The sequence below is a fragment of the Candidatus Zixiibacteriota bacterium genome (assembly GCA_034003725.1).
GTDB lineage: Bacteria > Zixibacteria > MSB-5A5 > GN15 > FEB-12 > WJMS01.
The window spans coordinates 165176-185771 of sequence record JAVEYB010000008.1; the positions used below are offsets into that span (position 1 = coordinate 165176).

Annotated in this window: 18 protein-coding genes; 8 read left to right on the forward strand and 10 right to left on the reverse strand. The window is 59.5% G+C overall.

Features of this window, described 5'->3' with window-relative positions:
- From RBT76_10695 to RBT76_10725, 7 genes are all read right to left on the reverse strand, one after another.
- Nucleotides 1-429 carry a hypothetical protein gene (locus RBT76_10695; GenBank protein MDX9858250.1) on the reverse strand — a complete coding sequence of 143 codons (429 nt, stop codon included), beginning with the start codon at nucleotides 427-429 and terminating at the stop codon, nucleotides 1-3.
- Nucleotides 426-986: a type 4a pilus biogenesis protein PilO gene (gene pilO, locus RBT76_10700; protein ID MDX9858251.1), complete on the reverse strand. Its 561-nt coding sequence runs from the start codon at nucleotides 984-986 to the stop codon at nucleotides 426-428. Before pilO ends, RBT76_10695 begins: the two co-directional genes overlap by 4 nt.
- The gene (gene pilM, locus RBT76_10705; protein MDX9858252.1) at nucleotides 983-2614 is read right to left on the reverse strand and encodes a pilus assembly protein PilM; all 1632 of its coding nucleotides are present in this window, start codon (nucleotides 2612-2614) and stop codon (nucleotides 983-985) included. Before pilM ends, pilO begins: the two co-directional genes overlap by 4 nt.
- A 17-nt stretch (nucleotides 2615-2631) precedes the next feature.
- Nucleotides 2632-3102 (reverse strand): prepilin-type N-terminal cleavage/methylation domain-containing protein, encoded by a 471-nt coding sequence (locus tag RBT76_10710; GenBank protein MDX9858253.1) that lies wholly within the window; start codon nucleotides 3100-3102, stop codon nucleotides 2632-2634.
- A gap of 14 nt (nucleotides 3103-3116) precedes the next feature.
- The gene (locus tag RBT76_10715; GenBank protein MDX9858254.1) at nucleotides 3117-3542 is read right to left on the reverse strand and encodes a prepilin-type N-terminal cleavage/methylation domain-containing protein; all 426 of its coding nucleotides are present in this window, start codon (nucleotides 3540-3542) and stop codon (nucleotides 3117-3119) included.
- 74 nt (nucleotides 3543-3616) lie between these two features.
- Nucleotides 3617-4834: a type II secretion system F family protein gene (locus RBT76_10720; protein ID MDX9858255.1), complete on the reverse strand. Its 1218-nt coding sequence runs from the start codon at nucleotides 4832-4834 to the stop codon at nucleotides 3617-3619.
- Nucleotides 4815-6557 carry an ATPase, T2SS/T4P/T4SS family gene (locus tag RBT76_10725; protein MDX9858256.1) on the reverse strand — a complete coding sequence of 581 codons (1743 nt, stop codon included), beginning with the start codon at nucleotides 6555-6557 and terminating at the stop codon, nucleotides 4815-4817. The genes RBT76_10720 and RBT76_10725 overlap by 20 nt, the downstream gene beginning before the upstream one ends.
- 143 nt (nucleotides 6558-6700) lie before the next feature.
- Between RBT76_10725 and RBT76_10730 the strand changes: the two genes are divergently transcribed.
- The 3 genes from RBT76_10730 (at nucleotide 6701) to RBT76_10740 (ending at nucleotide 11008) form a co-directional block, all read left to right on the forward strand.
- A complete protein-coding gene (locus RBT76_10730) occupies nucleotides 6701-8350 on the forward strand; it encodes a hypothetical protein (GenBank protein ID MDX9858257.1) in 1650 nt (549 codons plus the stop codon).
- A gap of 300 nt (nucleotides 8351-8650) precedes the next feature.
- Nucleotides 8651-10663 (forward strand): hypothetical protein, encoded by a 2013-nt coding sequence (locus tag RBT76_10735; protein MDX9858258.1) that lies wholly within the window; start codon nucleotides 8651-8653, stop codon nucleotides 10661-10663.
- 123 nt (nucleotides 10664-10786) lie between these two features.
- Nucleotides 10787-11008: a zinc-ribbon domain-containing protein gene (locus RBT76_10740; GenBank protein MDX9858259.1), complete on the forward strand. Its 222-nt coding sequence runs from the start codon at nucleotides 10787-10789 to the stop codon at nucleotides 11006-11008.
- An 84-nt stretch (nucleotides 11009-11092) separates the two neighbouring features.
- On the opposite strand, the gene RBT76_10745 is transcribed toward RBT76_10740, so the two are convergent.
- From RBT76_10745 to RBT76_10755, 3 genes are read right to left on the reverse strand one after another with little or no spacing between them, the layout of a single operon-like run.
- Nucleotides 11093-12877, reverse strand: coding sequence for a M6 family metalloprotease domain-containing protein (locus tag RBT76_10745; GenBank protein MDX9858260.1), 1785 nt, complete (start codon nucleotides 12875-12877; stop codon nucleotides 11093-11095).
- 26 nt (nucleotides 12878-12903) lie between these two features.
- Nucleotides 12904-14166 (reverse strand): DUF5723 family protein, encoded by a 1263-nt coding sequence (locus RBT76_10750; GenBank protein ID MDX9858261.1) that lies wholly within the window; start codon nucleotides 14164-14166, stop codon nucleotides 12904-12906.
- 15 nt (nucleotides 14167-14181) lie between these two features.
- The gene (locus tag RBT76_10755) at nucleotides 14182-16221 is read right to left on the reverse strand and encodes a hypothetical protein (GenBank protein ID MDX9858262.1); all 2040 of its coding nucleotides are present in this window, start codon (nucleotides 16219-16221) and stop codon (nucleotides 14182-14184) included.
- 230 nt (nucleotides 16222-16451) lie between these two features.
- Between RBT76_10755 and RBT76_10760 the strand changes: the two genes are divergently transcribed.
- The 5 genes from RBT76_10760 (at nucleotide 16452) to RBT76_10780 (ending at nucleotide 20406) form a co-directional block, all read left to right on the forward strand.
- On the forward strand, nucleotides 16452-17459 hold the full coding sequence (locus RBT76_10760) for a YafY family protein (protein MDX9858263.1): 1008 nt from the start codon (nucleotides 16452-16454) through the stop codon (nucleotides 17457-17459).
- Between the two features lie 78 nt (nucleotides 17460-17537).
- Nucleotides 17538-18200, forward strand: a complete 663-nt coding sequence (locus RBT76_10765) for an HTH domain-containing protein (GenBank protein ID MDX9858264.1) — start codon at nucleotides 17538-17540, stop codon at nucleotides 18198-18200.
- A gap of 61 nt (nucleotides 18201-18261) precedes the next feature.
- On the forward strand, nucleotides 18262-18753 hold the full coding sequence (locus RBT76_10770) for a QueT transporter family protein (GenBank protein MDX9858265.1): 492 nt from the start codon (nucleotides 18262-18264) through the stop codon (nucleotides 18751-18753).
- Between the two features lie 71 nt (nucleotides 18754-18824).
- A complete protein-coding gene (locus tag RBT76_10775) occupies nucleotides 18825-19106 on the forward strand; it encodes a BMC domain-containing protein (protein MDX9858266.1) in 282 nt (93 codons plus the stop codon).
- Nucleotides 19107-19128: 22 nt separating this feature from the next.
- Nucleotides 19129-20406, forward strand: coding sequence for a hypothetical protein (locus tag RBT76_10780; protein MDX9858267.1), 1278 nt, complete (start codon nucleotides 19129-19131; stop codon nucleotides 20404-20406).
- The last annotated feature ends 190 nt before the right edge of the window (nucleotides 20407-20596 follow it).

Below are 20596 nucleotides of genomic sequence, written 5' to 3' on the forward strand. Positions count from 1 at the left end.
TTAACCTTTATGTACGCGGATCTCGAATTCCCGGCCCTGGTGTCGCAGCTTCACTGCTGTTCTTGTAATTGCAACCACGGTTGCATCGTTAATCGTATCCCCGATCCCGACCCGACTTCCGTTGATGTACGCAAGCGGGCTGGACGCGCTGTAGATGATCCCCCGGAGGTTCCACGACGGTCCGGACACGCGCCGCCCCTGCTGCAGCACGCCAAACGGGTCGCGTCCCCACCCGGCGGCCCTGACCCGCGCGATCTCGCTCTCGTCAAGCTCCCGTACGGCGGCAGCGGTCCCGCCTGCCGGCTGGATCGTCGGTGCGGGTTCGGAGCGGTACGGTTCGGCATTCCGGTCGGAGAAATTGTACGCTCCCCACAGCACCGCCACGATCAGCGCGCCGTAAACGATTTTCTTTCGCGTCCGTTCGGTCATGCCGGTCCCTCCGTGCTGCCGAGCAGCGCGCGGAAACCAATCGTGCAGCGAATCCGATCACCCGGGTTTTTCCCCGCGTGAGCCGAGCACCGGGTGATTCCCCGGAAAAACACCTGCTCTTCCAATGACGCGACATACGCGCCGAAATCGACAAACCGCCCATCGACCGTGACGGCCAGCTCCAGAAACAGCGGTTCCGTCGACCGCGCCCGCCTGTTCAGCTGCAGCAACTCCTCCATCGAAGGAGTAATGTCATAGACTTTCAGTCCTGATGCGGCGGCAAGCGACTTGACGTCGCCGATCAACGACAGTATGTCAGCCTTGGCGTACAGCCTCGACTCCAACATCTGCTTGGACTGCTGCAATTCCTTCTGTCGTTCGAGCAGCATCGGAAGCTCGCGAGCGGTCGCCCGATAGTCCTCCAGCCGCTGCTCGAGCCGGTCGGCCGCGCTCTGTGACTCTGCGAGTCGCACCACCAGCGGACGGTACGCAAAGAAAAACCAGGCCAGAGTCAGGCCGACCGCCGCTGCGTAATAAGCGAACATGCGATTGCTCACGACAGCCCCCGCATGCTCAGGGTGAATTCCAGTTCGAAGGTCTCTTTTGCCGCTCGCTTGACGTGACGGTCGACAGTAACGTCGACATACCACGGGGAGTTGTTCAGGCGCTCCACGTATTCCGCCAGTATGAGCTCAGGGGGCAGGTCGGGGGAGGAGACCACGCCCATGAGCACGAGATCGCGTCCGCTGGCGGTCGGCGAGTATTCCAGCTGCCGCAACAGCACTCCCTCGGGAGTCAGTCGTGACAGCTCTTTGAAGTTCAATCCGAGATAACTCGGTTCCTGGTGGATTTTATCTATGTACGACCGGTTTGTGGCCACAAGCTGTTTGGCGATATGATAGCTGCTGAACATATCGGATCGCTCGAATGCCGTGACCTCGGTCTGGATCTGGGCGCTCCGCAGTTCCTGCCTGCCGATGCTTCGAAACTGCAACCATGAGGTGGCGCCGAGTGACACGCCCAGTACCACCAGTGCCGCCAGCGCGAGCCGGTGCTGTAGTCGCGCCCGCAGGACGGTGAGCTGCCGCGACGGAAGCAGATTCGGCAGCAGGACCGGGCAGGCTGAAGCCGCGGCCGTCTGCAGGCACACGGCCGGGGACGATGACACGCGGTTTGCGTCGAAGTGGACGTTGCGAAGGTTTTCGTTGGGGAAGACGAGGAATTCGAATCCGAACTGATCGCGCAGCAACCGGACCAGTTCGTCCGTATACGCCAGATCGCCGTAGACATACACGCGGTTCGTGAAGTGCGTGGCGTATTGACCTGTGTAGTAGTCCAGCGAGTTCTGGATCTCGCGCGCGAGCAGATCGGCGAAGTCCCGGAAACGGCCTTCGTCCGTTCGCCCCGCCAGCGACGAGGACCCCAGCGACGCGATGTGGTAAAACTCGAGATCCCCACCCCGGTAGTACGAGATGTGCGTCCCGGTGCGTTCCACGTTGATCAGCGCGAAGTTGCTGTCCGGCCGGTACTCCGGCAGGGCGGACAGCAATTGGCCGATGGCGTCGTACGCCACGTAGGTCTGACTGACCCGAAGCCCCAGCCGGCTGAAGTATTCGAGGAGTTCGTCGACAAGCCGTCGGGTTGCCGCCAGCAACTGGACCCGCACGTATTCCTTACCGGCGCGCTTCATCCGGGCGATAATTCGATAGTCGTAATAACAGTCGTGGATCGGGAACGGCAGACGCTTGCGCGCCTCGAACGTCACGGCCGACGCCAGCTTGCTCCCGGAGAGGGCGGGCAGTTCGAGAGTCCGTAAGGCGGTCTCGGGTCCGTTGATAACCAGCGAAACGCGGGGCCTGCGGCCACCGAACTCGTTGACGAAGTCTTCGATTGTGTGGCAGATGAAGTCAACCCGTGACTCGCGCGTCACGAGATTGGCGGTCGTGTAAATCTTGCGGATTTCAATCAGTTTCGTCTTACGGCCGCTGCGACGCGCCGCAGACATCTCGACCGAATCGGGGGTGATCGCAAACGAGAGCCAGCGGCCGTGTGCATGCACGCGACGCGGTCGACACGGCCGCTCCACTGTCTCGTGCGAGACGACCGGGGCCGGATCCTCGGACTCCGAGCCGGTCCCTTGTACGGGTTCCGTCCGAGGGCGCACGCTCACGTTGAACAATCGCATTGGCACCCGCCCAGTGCTTAAAAGGTGACCACGATGCTGTCACCGTTGCCCGGCCCGCCCGAGACTATCCGGCGTGCGGCCGGATCGTAGCCGTAGGCATTACCCCAGGCGTCGGTCAGATACTTGTTCTCGGCGCTGTCGATGTACGGTCCGTTCCAGCCGAGACGGGTCAGTCGGTCGTACGCGGCAACTGAATCCGGCTTGCGCACCAGATCGTGCAGGGACGACGGCGGGTAACCGACGTCGCCTTCGAAGCCCCTGTCAACATGCTCGCCCCCGGCGACAGCCGACGGATCTCCGATAATCGCCCTCTTGAGCTTGTTCAACTCGTCCCGGGTGGCCGTTTGCCTCGATCCCTCCGCCACGTCGGCAAACCGCGGCACCGCCACGGCGGCGAGAATGCCGAGGGTCACGATAATGATGACCAGCTCCACGAGCGTGAAGCCGGTCCTGTTTAGCCGTCGGGAGAGGCGCGTCACGGTTTTCATCGCGCCTCCCGGTCTTACCAGTTGGCTTCGCCGATATCGTTCGTGTTCGGCCAGATTTCGCCGGTGCTGTCGTTGTACACCCAGCCGCCGACCGTCCCGATCGTCGTGCCCTTACTGTAACCGACAAGGATAGAATCCGCAGCGCTGTCCGGATGCTGGTACGGGTTTGCCGGTATGCCGTGCATCATGACCGTCCCGACATTCGCGAGGCTGTCGATCGGAGGCCACGCGGCCTGTCCGTTCTTCACCGCCTGGTTGGCGTAGTAGATCGTGATGCCGGAGCGGATGCTGCCCAGCGCCGCCCGACACGATGCTTCTTTCGCCTCGCCGGTTATATCCTGGTATTTCGGAATGGCGACCGCCGCCAATATGCCGAGGATCACGATTATGATGACCAACTCGATCAGCGTAAACCCCCGCCGGTTTGCCAATGTGTACATGGTCTGACTCCTTCTGAGATTTATTGAGACACTTTGTATATGTATCGTCCGTTGCTCTGGGCGGCTTGAGCAGCCTACCCCTGGAATACCTTGATTAAGCTCCACATTGGCAGGAAGATGGCCAGCGCCATGACGAGGACAAAGGCTCCCAGCACCAGCGTCAGCAGGGGTTCGAGGATTGACGTCAACTGACGGGACCGGTACATGGTCTCCTGCGAGTAGTGAGCGCCAACCTGCTGCATCATCCGGTCGAGCGAACCCGACTCCATCCCGATGTCCATCATGTGCAGTGACAGCTCGGGAAACCAGCGGAACAGCCCTTTGACCGAATTGATGTCACGGCCTTTGCGAAACAGCTCTGACAGCCTCTGGATTTCCTCTCCGATTTGCGTGTTTTTCACCGTCGAGGCAAGGATCTCCAGCGTCTTGACCAGCGGGATTCCCGCCTGAAACAGTATCCTAAACATCAGCGCGAACCGGGCGACATTGCCCTTGACGATCAGGTTGCCGATGATCGGGATGTGCAGCATGAAGCTGTCGAACCGGGCGCGGCCGGAATCGGTCGCCAGCCAGCGGCGGAACACGAGGGCGGCGGCGATAAGCAAACCAAGCCCGTATGCCCAGTAAGAGGTGATCAACTCGCTGAACGCGATAAGCGCTCGGGTCGGACCGGGCAGCTGCGCGTCGAACGCCGAATAAAACTCGACAAATCGGGGCACGACAAACGTCATCATGACGATGAACGCGAGGCCGATCACGGTGAGCACGATAAGCGGATAACGGGTCGCCTGCTTTATCTGACGGCTGAGTTCCATTTCCTTTTCGAGCATCGCCGACAACTCGTCGAGCGTATGCTCGAGGCGACCCGATTCTTCGCCGGCGGCGACCGATGCAACGTACACGCGGGAGAATACCTCCGGGTGTTCCTCCATGGACTGTGACAACGGACGGCCCGATTCCACCCCGAGCCTCAGGGAATCGATGACCCGATTGAAGTGGCCGTTTTCTTTGCCGATCCTGATGATGCTCAGAGCCCGCAGAAGCGGGACGCCGGAACGCTGCATGGTCGCCAGCGAGTTGGTGAACATGATGAGCTGCTCGTAGGCCGAAGCCCCGAGAAACCCCAGCGACGGCTGGAATGATCGCCGGTTGACGGTGCTGATGCTGATCGGCATCAGGTCCTGTTCGGCCAGGTGCTGCTCGACCTGCGATTCATCGCGCGCCGTCAACTTACCCGTCCGAACCTCGCCGGCCCGGTTGTAGGCTTCGTACTTATACTGCCGTGCCGGCATTACTGTAACCCATCTGCATTGCCTGTTCCATTACCGGCAGTTCTTCGACGTGCGACGTTTCTTTGAGCAGTTCTTCGAGGCAGACGAGTCCTGCCCGAACTTTGGCGAGTCCCGCCTCAAACAGCGGCACGTAGCCCGAGTGCACGGCCTGGTCTCGTATTCGGTTGATCGATATGCCGCCGAGAATCATCTCGGAGATTGTCGGCGTCACACGAATGAGCTCGAAAACGCCGACCTGGTGCTGGAAGCCGGTCAGTTTGCACTGGTTGCAGCCGACGCCGCGCTTGAACGTCATGCCCGACAGCAGGTCGGGCGGGATGTTGGCGCGGGAGAGAACGCCCGGCGACGGTGTGTATGTCTCGGCGCAATTCGGGCAATTGACCCGAACGAGGCGCTGGGCCAGCACGCCCTTCAGCGCGGTCGCGACGAGGTAGTCCTCGATGCCCATATCCAGCAGTCGCGTGACGGCCGATGGCGCGTCGTTGGTGTGAATGGTCGAGAAGACCAGATGACCGGTCAGGGACGATCGTACCGCCATCTGCGCCGTCTCCCGATCCCGAATCTCCCCGATCATGATGACATCGGGATTCTGGCGGAGGATCGATCGCAGGGTCGACGGAAACGACAGACCGGCTTTTTCGTTGATCTGCACCTGATTGACCAGAGGCAACGAGTACTCCACCGGGTCCTCGACCGTCACGATGTTTTTCTCCACCGAGTTGATCTGCTGCAGCGTCGTGTACAGCGTGGACGTTTTGCCGCTCGAGGTCGGCCCCGAGATCAGGATCAAACCCTCCGGCTTGGTGATCAGGCTCATCCATTCCTGTTCGAGCTGTTCCTCGATGCCGAGCTGGTGCAGGGTCATGAACAGATTGCGTCGGTCGAGGATGCGAATCACGATCTTTTCTCCGTGAATCGTCGGCAGCGTCGATACGCGCAGGTCTACCGGCCCGCTTTCCGTGTTCATCAGAAAGCGCCCGTCCTGCGGAAGGCGCTTCTCGGAAACGTCGAGGTTGGCCGCGATCTTGATCCGTGAAATCACCTCGTTTTGCATGGACTTCGGCGGCGAGGCCTCCTCGCGCATGACGCCGCTCACCCGGTAACGGATGCGTACGCTTTTCTCGTCCGGTTCGATATGCACGTCGCTGGCGCGGTCGCGAATCGCCTTGGATATGATCAGGTTGACCAGGCGAATGATCGGGCTGTCGGCCTCCTCGTTGAGCTCCACCGCGGCTTCCCGACCAACCGTCAACTCCTGCGCCGCGTGACTCGATACGATCTCCTGCAGCGAGTCCGCGACCGAATAGTACTCCTCGATCGCCTCCTTGATCTCAGATTCCGTGGCGATCGCACGTTTGACGTCCAGGCCGGTCTGATACTTGATTTCGTCTATGGCGATTATGTTCAGCGGATCGGCCATCGCCAGCGTCATCGTATTCCCGATAACGAAAATGGGGATCAGGGAGTAGCGCCGGGCCGTTTCGACCGGCAGCCGCTGGATCACCTGCGGATCGATAACCATCGCCGACAGCGAAACACGGGGGATACCGAGCCGCTCGGACACGACGTCGGTCAGTTGATCTTCCGAGACATGGCCAAGCTGCACCAACAGAGTCCCCAGGCGCTGACTGGAAACACGTTGCTGGCGTAACGCCTCATCAAGCTGGTCCTGCGTGACCAGCCCTCGTTCAATAAGCAGCTCGCCCAGTTTCTTGCGGATCATAGACGCTTCTTTGCTAACTTGCACAGAGTCATTATATTATCGGTTAGTTTGGAGAATTGCTTGAGACAGGCCCGCCCGAGAACGGATTCAGCGGCAAACACGGCAACCGATACCGAAACCCCGGGCGCCCCAGGAGACACCACGTGCTGAAGACAACCTGGATAGTGTGCGCACTTGCCGTCCTGATCCACGTTACCGGCCTGTCGGCCGCCGAGTCCGCCCTCTGGTCGGAACCGGTCGACGCCGAGCTGGCCGCCCGCGATTCCACCCTGGGCCGATACGACGGCCGTACCATCGATTCTCTGGTTGTCGACAGTCGCAACATCTTTGATACCGACGATCCGCAATACGCCGGTTTTCTCTTCCGCACCGCTAACCGACTGCACATCGTCACCCGCGAGCACGTCATCCGTCGCGAGCTGCTCTTCGCCCCCGGTGACCGGTTCTCTTCCGAACTGGCCCGCGAAACCGCACGAAATCTCCGCTCCGACTATTCCATCTACGACGCCTGGTGGGAAATCGAAGAACTCGACAGCGGGGGCCTGCTCGTCCGCCTTGTCACGACCGATCGATGGAGCCTCACCGGCGGCGTGGTGCTGCAGCGAAACGGCGACGAGACCGACTTCCAGATCGGGTTCGAAGAGGATAATTTCCTTGGGCTGAACCAGTACCTGCTGCTTCAGTATGAAATGCAGGAAGCCGACGAAAACTTCGCCGAGGCGCGCTTCCAGGACCGCCGCGTCTTCGGACATCCGTTTCTGCTCGGCCTCAGATACAAGGGAGACCCCACCGACGAAATCAAGGAACTGACAGTCGGTCGGCCCTTCTACAACCTGCAGCAAAGATTCTCATTTGGGGCCAGCGTATTGGCGCGCGGCGCCCGCCGCGACCTGTACGACGACAACAACAGCCTGCTGGCCCGTTCTACCAGCGCCGCCGACCAGTTCCTCCTTGAGGGCATCTACCGATGGGGTTCTTACAAAAACAAGACCGGATTGATGCTGAACTACCGGTACGTTTTTGAAACGACCTTCGACCGCAAGATCGCCGAGGGCGTTGACCCCGGCGACATAGTCTTTCCCACCGACTCGGTCGCCCACGAGATTGTCGGCGGCGCTTTTCTGCAGAATCTCGAATTTGCCACGACCCGCCGACTCAACGGATTCGATCAGGTCGAGGACGTAACTCTCGGGCAAAGCCTGACCCTCCGCGCCGGGCGGGCGTTCGTTCCGGGACTCAATGACTATCGCTATGACCTGCTGACCTTCGAAGCCCGGCTGGCCGGACGGTTCAGGCATAACCTTCTGATCATCAATTACGACCGCACGTTCTGGTTCCGTCGCGAAAGTGACCTGCGCCGGTGGTCGCAAGTCTCGGTGGTGTACTACAACAACCGGCTGCCCATTGTCACCTTTGCCGCACGGGTCCTTTACCAGCGTGACTGGCGCTCGGACAACTCCGCCCGCCTCGAACTCGGCGGAGCCAGCGGTCTCCGCGGCTTCCCCCGCCGCTTTCGGATCGGCGACCGCATGGTTGTCGCCAACCTGGAAACCCGATGGTTCCCCGGGCTGGAGCTGCTGTCGGTCCAATTCGGCGGTGTGCTGTTCACCGACCTGGCCCGGTCATGGAAACCGGACGAGGCAACCCTCATCGAGGACTTCCACCAGACCATTGGTGTCGGGCTCAGGATCTCACTTGAGAAAGCATCCAACGCCGAGCTGTTCAGAATCGACCTCTCACGCAATCAGGACAATCAGTGGGAAGTGTCCTTCGGCACCGGCCAGTATTTCTAGTCGGTCAAAGTATCGAATGTTCTTGACAACTTGTTGATATCCAGTACATTAAGTGCGTACTGTGTGTGTTTGCCCGCGCCCGGTGAACGGGTCCGGGAACCACAGTGTTACACCCGTGTCGGTCTTCGGGATTGCGTATCTCCCATAGACCGGCCATTATCCTCACAACCGAGTTCGTTGCAGGATGCAAAACAGAGTGTCGTTGTCATCGGCGTGTCAGACAATGCGGTATCTCCCGTATGCTCAGTAGAAGTCTTCGAGCCGATACAGAGTAAAACCAGATGTGGGAAGGCTGAACGGATGATGAAGAGTGTTATCGCTGCGCTTATTCCAGCCCTGTTGCTCACCTGCCTCAGTGCTTCCGCTATCAATGCGGCGTCCGATCCGTTGACGCTAATCGAGGCTGAGTATCAGGCCGGGTCTTTGTCACTCGATGAGCGGGTGCTTCTCGAGGTGGCCGCCATCCGGACACCGGACGCTCTGCCTGCCCGTTTCGCCGCCGGCGCGCTGGCCACCGCTCATGACGCTTCCCGTGGCGCCTGTCTGGTGCTGAACCGTATTGCTACTCAGGACTGGCCTTTCCTGCTTCCGTCGACACAGGAAGCGTACAAAGACGCTATGATTCGTTGGGCCACCGTGTACACGTTTGACTCACCGGGCGGCTTCTTCAAGCTGCATTACGACATCACCGGGTCTCACGCCGTGCCTTCCGCCGACGCCGACATGAGTGGAGTCCCTGATTTCGTCGAACGGATCGCGGCGTATTTTGATTCCAGCTTGGCCGAACACCGTGCCCTCGGATACCTCGATCCGCCCCCGGACAACAATCTCGGCGGCGACAATAAGTACGATATCTATTTCGAGGAAATGGGATACTACGGGTATACCGTTCGCGAAGGGGATGGGCCGCTGCCGTCGGACGACCGGTATTCTCACATCGTGATGCACCGCGACTTCATCAACTTCCCGCCCAACGACGATCCCGAAGGCGATCAGTGGGGCGCCGCCAAAGTCACCGCCGCGCACGAGTTCCATCACGCCGTCCAGTTTGCGTACGACGCCTACGAAGGGACCTGGTTTATGGAGCTTGATGCAACCTACATGGAAGATATCGCCTTTGATCATGTGAACGACAACTACAACTACCTGACAGACTTCTTCAACGCACCGAACAAGTCTCTGATGGAGGCGTCCGGACACGCGTACGCGAGCTTCATCTGGGGTCTGTATCTGGCCCAGGCGTTTGATACGTCACTGATGGTCGCCGCGTGGCAGGGCGCCACTACGCAGACCGTGTTCGACGCCATGACCGATACGCTCATGGGCCGCTACGGCGTTTCGCAGGACGACGCGTTTGGCGAGTTCGCCGTGTGGAATTTCATTACGGACACGCGCGATGACGGCCTGCACCACGAGGAAGCGGACCAGTACCCGTCCATCCTGATCGGCCGCACGCACCTCTCCTATCCGGTCAATTCCCAGTCGTCGCCCAACATTCCCAACGGCTACGGGGCATGCTACGTCCAATTCTACCCTGGACTGCTCGAAGGTCAGTTGACCGTCAACTTCAACGGTCTCGATGCCGTCCAGTGGCGGGCGTATCTCGTGCTGTCGAACGGCCCGAACGAACACACCGTACAGCCGATCGTGGTTGATCCCGGCAAGTGGGAAGGCACCGGCGTCGTCGATTACTTCGACACGCTCTACTGCGTGACGCTGGTCGGCGTCAACGTCTCGGAATTCTCCGGATCATCGCTGTTCACTTACTCTGCCACGCTTCGCGAACCGTACGCGATCGCGACCACCGTGGTGACCGATTCCGCCGTGTATTCGGGGGCCACCCGTCCCTTCAATTACCGTGTATACAACACGTCCCCGCTGTCCGATGTGGTCGATGTGACCTGCAGCGACGATATGGGTTGGATCGTCGTGGATACCGTGCCGAAGTTTATCCTCGGAGGCGACAGCGCCGATGTGCAGTTCGACGTGGTCGTTCCGTTGGGCACGCCGTTGGGGACCCACAGTCAATTGACATTTTACGCCCAGTCAAGAAGTGACTCGCTGGTGACTGATTCGCAGCAGATAACCGCGACGACCGTCGTGCAGCGCGGCGATGTCACGTTTGACGGCCTTGTCGACTTGAGCGATCTTATTCACCTCGTCAATTTTCTCTTCATGGGAGGACCGTCGCCCCTCCCGATACTGGAATCGGGCGACGTAAACTGCACCGAGGGGGCCGATCTTTCCGACCTCATCTATCTGGTCAACTTCCTTTTCTCGGGTGGCCCGGCTTCGCCGTGTAACCCATTTTAGGATAAGGGAAACCGATAGTTTTTTTCTTGACACTCCGTAACTGACCTACCTACCATGCAGTGGCTGGCGTAACCATCGTGTCCGGCAGGGATGCCGGTGCACGATGAGAGAGGGGGACTAGTCATGGAAAGCGGGTTCGAACCGCGGGTTCTGATCTGCTGCGATTGTGGTGAGGAGTTCGTCTTTACCGCCGGCGCACAGGAGTATTTCGCCGAGCGGGGCTTCTCCGAGGATCCGAAGCGCTGTAAAGCTTGTCACACCCTGTACAAGAAAAACCAGCGCCTCCCCCAGCCGCAACCGACCGACGCAGCATATCAACAACCGGATCTGCTGAGTCCAGAGTAACTCACGCACAAAACCCCCGGAGCCTCCGGGGGTTTTGTGTGTGGGGAAGAGGGAGAAACACGAGAACCACAGCGCTAAGTTTCGTCAGCGCACCAGAACCATCTTTTTGACCTCGCGTTCGTTGCTCTCTACCGTAAGCCGGTAAAAGTAAATCCCCGATGCTACCGATTGCCCGTCGGTTTCGGTCCCGTCCCAGATCACCTGGTGCTCACCGGCCGTTACCGGACCGTCCAAAAGCGTCGTCACGCGCTGTCCCAGGACATTGAATACCTCCAGCGTGACATCGGCTGCCACACTGATGCTGAACGCGATCACCGTGCTTGGGTTGAACGGATTCGGGTAGTTCTGCGCCAGTACGACCGAGTTCGGAAGCGTCACAGGATCGTCGTCGCCGATATCGGAGGCCAGACCGACAACCAGATCCGCCGTAATTGCCGGTGCGCTTGTGGTATCATTGATGTTTGCTATCATGGAAGTGACGGTGTCATTGTAGTACGAAGATGCATTAACGGTACCAGTATCACCAAACAGATACCGTTTACTGGAGCCGGGAAACGGATCACCGGCATCTGAAGCCGCGAATGTTGAACCTGACGTATTCTCGAGTTCAAAAAGCCCGTCGGCCTGCTCCAGCGCCACGACGAAGTGGTTGCCGGACGGCTGTCCCGGATACCATTCATAGCTGTTACTGCCGTACGAACTCGGAGCGCTCTCATGCACGTGCCAGATGAGGAGGCCCGAGGACGGCAGGCCGAAGTCGAAACCGGTACGCTGGCGATTCTCTATCAGGAAGTACTCGTCGGCGGCCGCGCCATACGGGGTCAGCTTAAGAATCGATCCGCCGCTTTCGACCGCGCCGATTGACTGGTTGATCATGTTCGTGCTGACGGTCACCGGCGTGCTGACTCCCATTTGCACACGGCACCATGCGCTCGGATGCGCGGGCGAATTGCCCAGCGAACCGTTCCAGCTGCCGCCCGCCATCAAACCCCACTTGCCGATGCCCTGCGAGGTGTAATCAACATCGTACAGATCCGGCAGCCCGAATCCGTGACCGAGCTCGTGGCAGTACACGCCGATCGTCATGTCGCCGGGCGACTGCCAGAACTCCGGCTGGACCGTATAGCTGCTGATAATCACGCCGTCGGCGGTCTTCAGAAACGGCAGTCCCCATTTGTGCGACCAGATGTCGGTTGTGCCACCGGCGTACTCTGCGCCCGTGCCGCTGTGAATGACCAGCAGCACGTCGACGTACCCGTCACCGTCGTTGTCGTAGTTGGAGAAGTCAACCGTGGGGTTCACCATGTCGACCAGGTCGTCTACCAGGCCCTGCGAATTCTGCGGATACGACCCCATGCCGTTCTGGTCATTCACGTAATAGTCGTACGTTTCCGGTGCACGCAGCCAGCCGAGATCACTGGGTTCGTTGGTGCTGACCGTGATCAGATCGATCTGGCTGTATGAAACCTCATCGTAATAGGACCGAACGGTCGATCCGGAGGTGCTGAACAGCATGGAATCGAAGTACGACGGCGCCACGGAGGCGGTGTGGTCGGAGAAGTCGACCAAAAGCGCCAGAATATGGAACGGCCCGGCGGAGGCATCCTGTGCGACACCGTCGGCCCGCCGATCGGCCGCCTGCTGCAGCAGAAACCGGCGCATGACGTCGTCGTCGCCCGTGCAGATACCGCGTTCGTGCAGCGCGGCCTGATCGACCACGACCGGCGGCAGCGACACCTTTCCGGCCGCCTGCTGTTCGTACAGCCGTTCGTGCGGCGGCATGGCCGCCGCGTATTGAGGCAATATCAGTGCGGTCGCCGACAGTGCGACCAGCGCGATCCCACAGAAGTTCTTAGCGATGCGTTTCATATCGTGTCCTCCAGATTCTGCCTTGTCTAGAAGTGAAGGCCGAGCGACAGGGCCAGATTGGCGCCCTTGGCGCTGTAGCCGGAAAATCCGTTACCGGTGACAACCGCGAAGTCGAGATGGACGAGCGCCGCGTGAAGGCCAGAACCGACCGAGAACCCGGCGTTACGGTCGCCGCCGAACGCATAACCGGCACGCAGCGGCAGTACGCCGATCGGCGACCACTCGGCGCCCAGCGCCAGGCGCGGCTCTGTCGACGAGCCCGGCTTGCGCTCCAGTCCCTGTTCCCAGTCGACCGCCCAGCGAACCGTGCCGCTTGTCTTGGCGATCCCGGCCGTCAGAACGCGGGGGAGAGTGGTCGTGAAGCTTTCGATCTCTTTGTCGTAATCTTCCGAGGTGACGAAGTCGTCGCCCATGTTGTCGACGTTCATCGTGTCGAAGCTGAAGATGTAGCCGTACTCTTTCGGGTTGGAATTCCACGTGATCGAGCCCAGCGCGTTATGCAGCGTGGCGCCGATCGTGTAATCGTTGCTGAGCTTCAGGGCGGCCCCCAGATCAAGACCGTAGCCCGATCCCCCCTCCGCGGTTTGTGCAACCAGGCGCCCTTCGCCCGTAAAGCCCGTCATGTGAGTCGCCGCCAGCCCCTCGAGCTCCGTCACCCGCTCGACGTATATTCCGCGAAGGTACTTGCCGGTAACGCCGACCGACAACTGCCGGGTGCCCTGCGAGTACAGGGCGTACCCGTAGGACAATCCCGCCGATACGTAGCTGATCGCATCGGAGTACGACCCGGTGACGTGAATCGTGTCCGCAATCGTATTGCCGTTGAGAACCAGCTCGAAGATGTCTTTGCTCAGATTGATATCGGCGGTGCCGACACCGGTCATCGTGAACGCGAAGGGTCCCGTGGCCGCGGAGAGCACGCCCGCTTCCGCATGGACGTCGAGCTTGAGCCCTTCCGCCGGAATCCGGCTGAGGATATATTCTTTGTCGTCAGTCGTCAGAAACGCGCCGGTATAGCTGTTGTAGTCGTCCAGCGTAAAGGCGTTGTTCGTGATATGAGCGCCGACACCGACCAGTTCCAGCCCGGTCTGCCGGCGATCCGTCAGGCCGAGGTTCGCCGGGTTGAACCGCCCGGCTTCCACGCCCGACGCCAGCCCGATATACGCGCCGCCCATCGCGACCGCCCGCGCCGATGATTGACTCGCAGACACCGATCCGGCGGCTGTCACCAGCAGCGCGCCCGCCAGCAGGCAGATACCCGCCAGTCGTACAGTTGTAGTGGTCTTCATTGCAGTTCCCCTTCCTCAAAACTCACCGTCGAACCGGTACTCGACCTGGAGGTAGCCTTCGACCCGCAGCCAGTCGTTTGTGGTCAGGCGCACCACCTGGCCGTCCGTCCCGTGCAGCGTGATCTGCTGCCCGACATACAGTGTGTCGTTTTTGAGCACCTGGATATCGGCCGAGTCCAGCACGATCACCTGCTCCCCGCTCGTCACGCTGTCCGAAACCAGTCCCGCGACCACCGGCGCCGCGTTGACGCCGAGGCCGGAAATCGTCAGGCCGGGATTTGTCATCACTGTGGTGGAATCGCCGCCGAGCAGTATGTCGATATCCACGCCCAGCGGAAGGTGATTGGTAATCGTGTAGACGAAACGCGCCTCGATCACATGCTCGGTGATCAGATCAATATCATCCTGTTCGACTTCTTCCTGTTCGATATCCGCATCGATCTGTGTCTCGCCGAGCACGAACTCCAACGGCGCGAGAATATGCACCTGCGCGTATACGAAGTCGTCGGCGTTCACCGTCGACACCGTCACGCCGTCGCCGAACACGGCCGTGCCCGAAATATCGATCCGCCCCGGCAGCGGAGACAGAAAGTCCGCGACCGTCGAATCGACTATCATCGTGACCGTCGCCCCACCCGGCGTCCCGGCGTCGATATCGCCGGTAAACACATGCGACTTTCCGTTGTCGCCGCTCAGCAGTAGATCAACCGTCCCCGCCATGTTGACGTGATTCTCGACTTCGAGCGTCACGATCGCGTGCTGCAGCTCGATCTGGTCAAATCCCTCCGGCACGTCGATCTCCTGCGAGGTCGGCTCGATTGTCGCGTCGGTGCCGGCGAAACGCCCCGTAATCGAGGAAAACTCCAGCCCGGTCAGCGATGCCGTTACCGTGAAATCGTCGGTCTCGTCCACCGCCACCATCACGTCTCCCGAGCCGGGAAGGCTTGCCGTGACGTCGACCGTGACCTGCTGCGGAACCGTCGAGTCGGTCGGGACCAGATCGTAGCCGGCAATGTTGACCGATACCACGTCACTGCTGTTGGGCCCCACGGGCTGCGACACCGACAGGGGCTGCCCGCCGGAAACGACATCCGGAAGGATGATATCCAGCACGGCGTCAAGCGCCGTGTTGTTGCTCACTGTCAGCAGAAGCTGCCCCGCCGCCAGTGTTGCGTGATACACCGGATCGGTCTCGCCCAAATCCACTTGCTGGTCGAACGCGCGCGTGAGCGCGGGTATTTTGGCGACGCCCGATGATACTGAGAGGTTTTCGTCGAATCGCACCGCCACCGTCAGGGCCTTGTCCGATGCGCTCAGGACCGTGCCGCCGGGCGTATGGCAGTCGGACTGTACTTCGAATTCATTTGAAATCGTCCGACTGTCGAGCACGAAACTCAGCGAATCACTGTCGCCGTCGGCAATTCCTCCGGTCAGCGACTGCGTGCCGACAACCTGTCCCATCGTTACGTCGCGAAGCGTTACGTCGACCTGGTCGAGGTCCAGTCCGAGATCGTTGTCCACGATCACCCACAACCGCGCCGTCGCGATCGTCGCCTGCTGGTAGCTGTCCACCGGCGGCAGGTCGCTGGTTATCTGAAAACTGGTAGGGGGGACCGCTCCGGCTGCCAGGCCGATGATATCCATGTAATCGGTGCTGACCGGATCGACCACCGGCGGGTCGAGCCGTATCAGGCCCACCGGCTGAGCGATCGAGTACGACAAATCATCGGTCGTCAGGTGTTCGCCGTCCAGCCGCACGGTATCGATATCGTCGCTGAACGAATAGACGACCGTACTGTCATCACTGATTTCGATGCCTTCCTGATCGATTTTGTCGACCAGTTCCTCCATCGGGTACGTCCGATTGATGACCGGCACCGTAAACTGCGTGTTCCATGCCGGAGCTTCGGGCTTTTTGATCGAGCACTGAACCAGCGTCAGGAATACGACAATCACGATCAGTCCCAACCCGAACTTGCTCGCGACATTTACCAGAAACGAATCACGGAACTCCCGTGGTCCGTCTTGCTGTCTGCGTGATTTTCTTCGTGCCATGGCCTTCCCCTTGGCTTGTCTGTTCCTCTTCTTCGTTCCAGGGGGAAACGCAAGTGCGGTGCCGGGCCGAAAAAGTCGCGTAACGCCATATGCAACAGATACTTGGAGGATATATGTCGGCCTCGGCCCGACTTCTCACCTGTGGGGTAATACTCCCCGATAATGGGGGATTGCCCATATTGACCGGGGCGCCGCCTGTGTCGTATATTGACCATAAGGGAGGTCCCCACATGGGTATGACCAAATACGACCGGCTGCTGCACATCCTCAATCTGCTGCGGACTCGGCGAAACCTGAACGCAGCGCATCTCGCGGTCGAATGCGGCGTTACCGAACGATCGATTTACCGGGATATCCTGAGTCTCTCCGAAGCCAACGTGCCGGTCTACTACGACAACGGCTACAAACTGGCGTCCGACAATTTCCTTCCGCCGCTCAACTTTGACTTCGAGGAGTACACCGCGCTCAAACTGGCGCTCGACTCTACGCCCCTTAATCAGGCGGAGCGATATCGCAAACTGCTGAAGAGGATTCGCGCGAAAGTCGAGGCCGGCCTGTCGGATCTGGTAAGGCAGAAACGGCGCACCGCCGTCACTACCACCCACGTCGATATACCGTCAACAGCCGAATCCGGCCGCGTGGAGCGATATTTCGCCGATCTTGAGCGCGCGGTCTCGGAAACGAGACAAATCGAAATAATGTATGATTCTGTTCATTCGGGATTGACGAAACGTGTCGTAGAGCCGTATTTTATAGTATTCCGAGGTCGGGCCTTTTATTTCGTGGCGTTCTGTTGCGAGCGCTCAGACTTTCGCACGTTTCGGATCGATCGCATCCGTGAATTGCGCCTGACCGACCGACACTTCCGTCGTGATACTGACATCGATCCGCAACGGTATTTCGAAGGAAGCTGGGAGCTCTACAGCGGCGAGCCGATCGCGGTCGAGGTGGCCCTGCGCGGAGCCGCCGCGCGTGTGGTACAACTCGCCCGTCACCATTCGAACGAGTCCATCGAAACAACAGGTCCCGACACCGTCCTCTATCGTGTGACAGTACGCGGTCTCGATGAGATAGAGCGATGGATACTCGGATTCGGCAGCGAGGCCGAGGTGCTGGCGCCGCCGGAACTGCGCTACCGGCTTGGTCGCATCGCCGGGGCGCTGGCGGCTCGCTACCGATCGGATCACCGGCCGGCCACACCCAAAAACGCCGCCGGCCGCAACAAGCGCCTGGGGTAGGTACGCTGTAAAACAACGCGACGCGGCGATATCGGGGTTCACTCGCCGTCCGCGGCAATGTGAGCACAAGGGGGTATCATGACAAAGTCCGAACGGATCATGTTCCTGATCAATCTGATCAGGACCGAGGGGGCGGCGTCTATCACCGACCTCTCCAAAAAGTGCGGCGTCTCGCCGCGCACCATCTACCGCGACCTCGCCTCTCTGGAGAAAATGCACATCCCGGTGGTCGCCGACCAATCCGGCTACCATCTGGGCGAGGACTCCGCGTTTTCGTTCTTCGACCTGTGCACCGAGGACAAAGAACTCCTGTTGTTCTGCCTCCGTAACAATCCGCTGGTCGAGCAGCCCTATTTCGGCAGGCGACTGCGGAGACTGGCAGAGAAGATCGAAGGACGGCCGCCGGTCGGGCGGCCCGACGACCGCGCCCGCTACTTCCTCACGGAAATGGATCGGCAGCGGCACGGCAACGGCGACGGCGGCGGACCCGCCGGCGACATCCTCGATCGATTCGTCCAGGCCATGACCGAACACCGGATCGTTCGTCTCGACGCCGGTGACCGCACGCTCGATGGCGTCTATATCCCGCTGGCGGTGCGCGTCTTCGCCGGGGGCGCGCGACTGGTCGTGACACCGTCGATGCATCACGCGCCGATCGAGATCGAAGTCGGTAGAGTCGCTCAATTGCGGCTGACCGACTCGAAGTTTGACCGTCGTCCGGTGGAGCTGCTTGAGCCATGAGCGAATGCGTCTCGCCGATATGCGTTGACCGACACCGCGAAGCAGTTGTTTCTTGGTCGGCATGACGGGATCGCGCGTATCATCGGTTGCGGTCGCGGGCGTGGTCGCCGGATTGTACGCGGCAATCAGCCTGGCCCTCTATCCGCTCTCGTTCGGCGTCTATCAGGTACGGGCTGCCGAAGCGCTGAGCGTTGTGCCGTTTTTGTCGGCCGCGGCCGTTCCCGGCCTGTTCATCGGCTGCATCGTCGCGAACATTTTCGGCGGCATGGGCTGGCTCGATATCGTTATCGGCTCGCTGATCACGCTCATTGCCGCGGGCACCACGCGATGGATCTACCATTGGCCGCTGGGACCCTGGCGCAAATGGCTTGCGCCCGCCCCCGCCGTCCTCTTTAACGCCATCGGGGTATCCGTTTACCTCGCGCCGATTATCGGTGTCGACTATTGGTTTGCCGTGCAGATGATCGGAATCGGCCAGTTCCTTTCCTGCTACGTCATCGGCATGCCGCTTTTGCTTTTGCTGGAGAAGCGCCGCACGGTACTTTTTAATTGACTTCGCCCGGCTCGAAAAGTACAGTCAGCGTCAAAAGCACAGGACACCAACCGCAAACTCAGGGAGCGTGCATGGAGGCAGTAGGCCTGGTGGAAACCCGCGGACTCGCGGCGCTGATCGCGGCGGCCGACGCCATGGTGAAGGAAGCACGGGTAACGCTGGTCGGCTATGAGCGGATCGGCGGCGGTCTGGTGACCGTGATTGTGCGCGGCGATGTTGCAGCGTGCAAAGCGGCGGTCGAAGCCGGCGCCGCGGCCGCCAAAGGTATCGGCGACGTGCACTCAGCCCACGTTATCCCCAATCCGCACGCCAACATCATCGACCTCTTCCCAATCAGGCTGAAAGGGGAGTAGGGGGGATAGGAGCGGGGGGAAGATGCCTACGCTTTTCGGGGATGTTTATCCAGAAATAACTAACGCAGGCCCAATTCAGAGACTGTATGCGGTCCTGGTCGATGCACGCATGGACTTGCTTCTCGCAGACAGGTTGATTCGCCAGTTGAGCCTCATCAGATATTACTGGCAGACAAGCGATCATAATTCAGCGATTCTCAACGTTTATTGGTCAAATCTATCAATTCCAACGATACTGCGGGGATACAACATGGTCCCCCTTTGCGAAGAGTTGGAGTTGAGGGCAGATGAAGAAAGACTCCGTACAGTCTCGCTGAAACATGATCTCGACTGCATTTGTACACTCGATGACTCGGTTCTGGAACTTTCTGAACGGGTTGAGAAGTCTTGCGGCACCGCTGTTAAGAACTGTGCAGGGTTGATGGAGGAGGTGGAGCTATTTTCACGTGGAATGGACTTGCCTTGGTCCATGGGTAAGCCCGTTTTCAATATGCCCTGGACGGGTTTTCACAGTATGCTACATGACTCGGCCAGACCGTTTTCGGAAGCATTCGTGGAGGTTTGGAGTAGAAAGGGACTCCCTGTCAACACCCTTGAAACCTGCCGCTCGCTGCTCCTAAATCGAATTGCAGAGACTGTCTTTCTACATGATCGTCTTCTTTTTCTAAGGATCCAGAGACGCAAGTCCAAACGTAAAGGTTGGGAGAGACAGAAATTCATTTTTGAGTGCAGCCTGTTCCTCTCGGCATACTACCACCAGATTTGGGGTGGGATCGAGCAGCTCTCAAGATTGATCAAAGACATTTTGGGCATGCGGATCAACAATAAGGTAACTATCAGCTTGGGCAATCCCAAGTTCAGAGCGAAGGTAATTGCAGTTCACAGGGATCTGGGTCAGGTCTTTGTAGAAGAGAGATTTATCAAGTGGATTGATCACCTTAAGGTGTGCAGAGATTACATCGCACATCAGGGAACGATAGTGTTACGACCACTGGCGGAAAAGTTGGACTCTCCACCGACCCGTGAAAGCCTTGTCGAGGAGGTCCTGCAGTCAGAGAAGTGGAAACGAGTGGCTTCACACACACCAGAGTATCACCACGCCGGCATATTGGATCAGTGGGTCAACGTTCTCTTTCATGACAAACACAAAATGCTTCGAGACGATGCACTGATTCTCTTTCACGAGGAAGGCAGGTCGCTGCTATTCCCACTTGATGCAATCGAGTGGAATTTGGACAACTACTTGCACTACTTGCGCATCTCACTCGAACTGCTATTGGAGCCGCGGCAACGCGGATGATCAACCTGTCTGGGCCGCGTCCGTCTTCGAAACCGCCGATCTGCTCTCTCACGTTCACTCCGTGCGTAAGCTTCCCTGTCAAGTAGACAATTCATAAGTAGAGTTTTCGGCGGTTTGACGTTCCCGGAAGATCGTCGGCGGCAGGCCGCCCAGGGCGTCGTGACACCGCTGCTCGTTGTATCTGACCAGC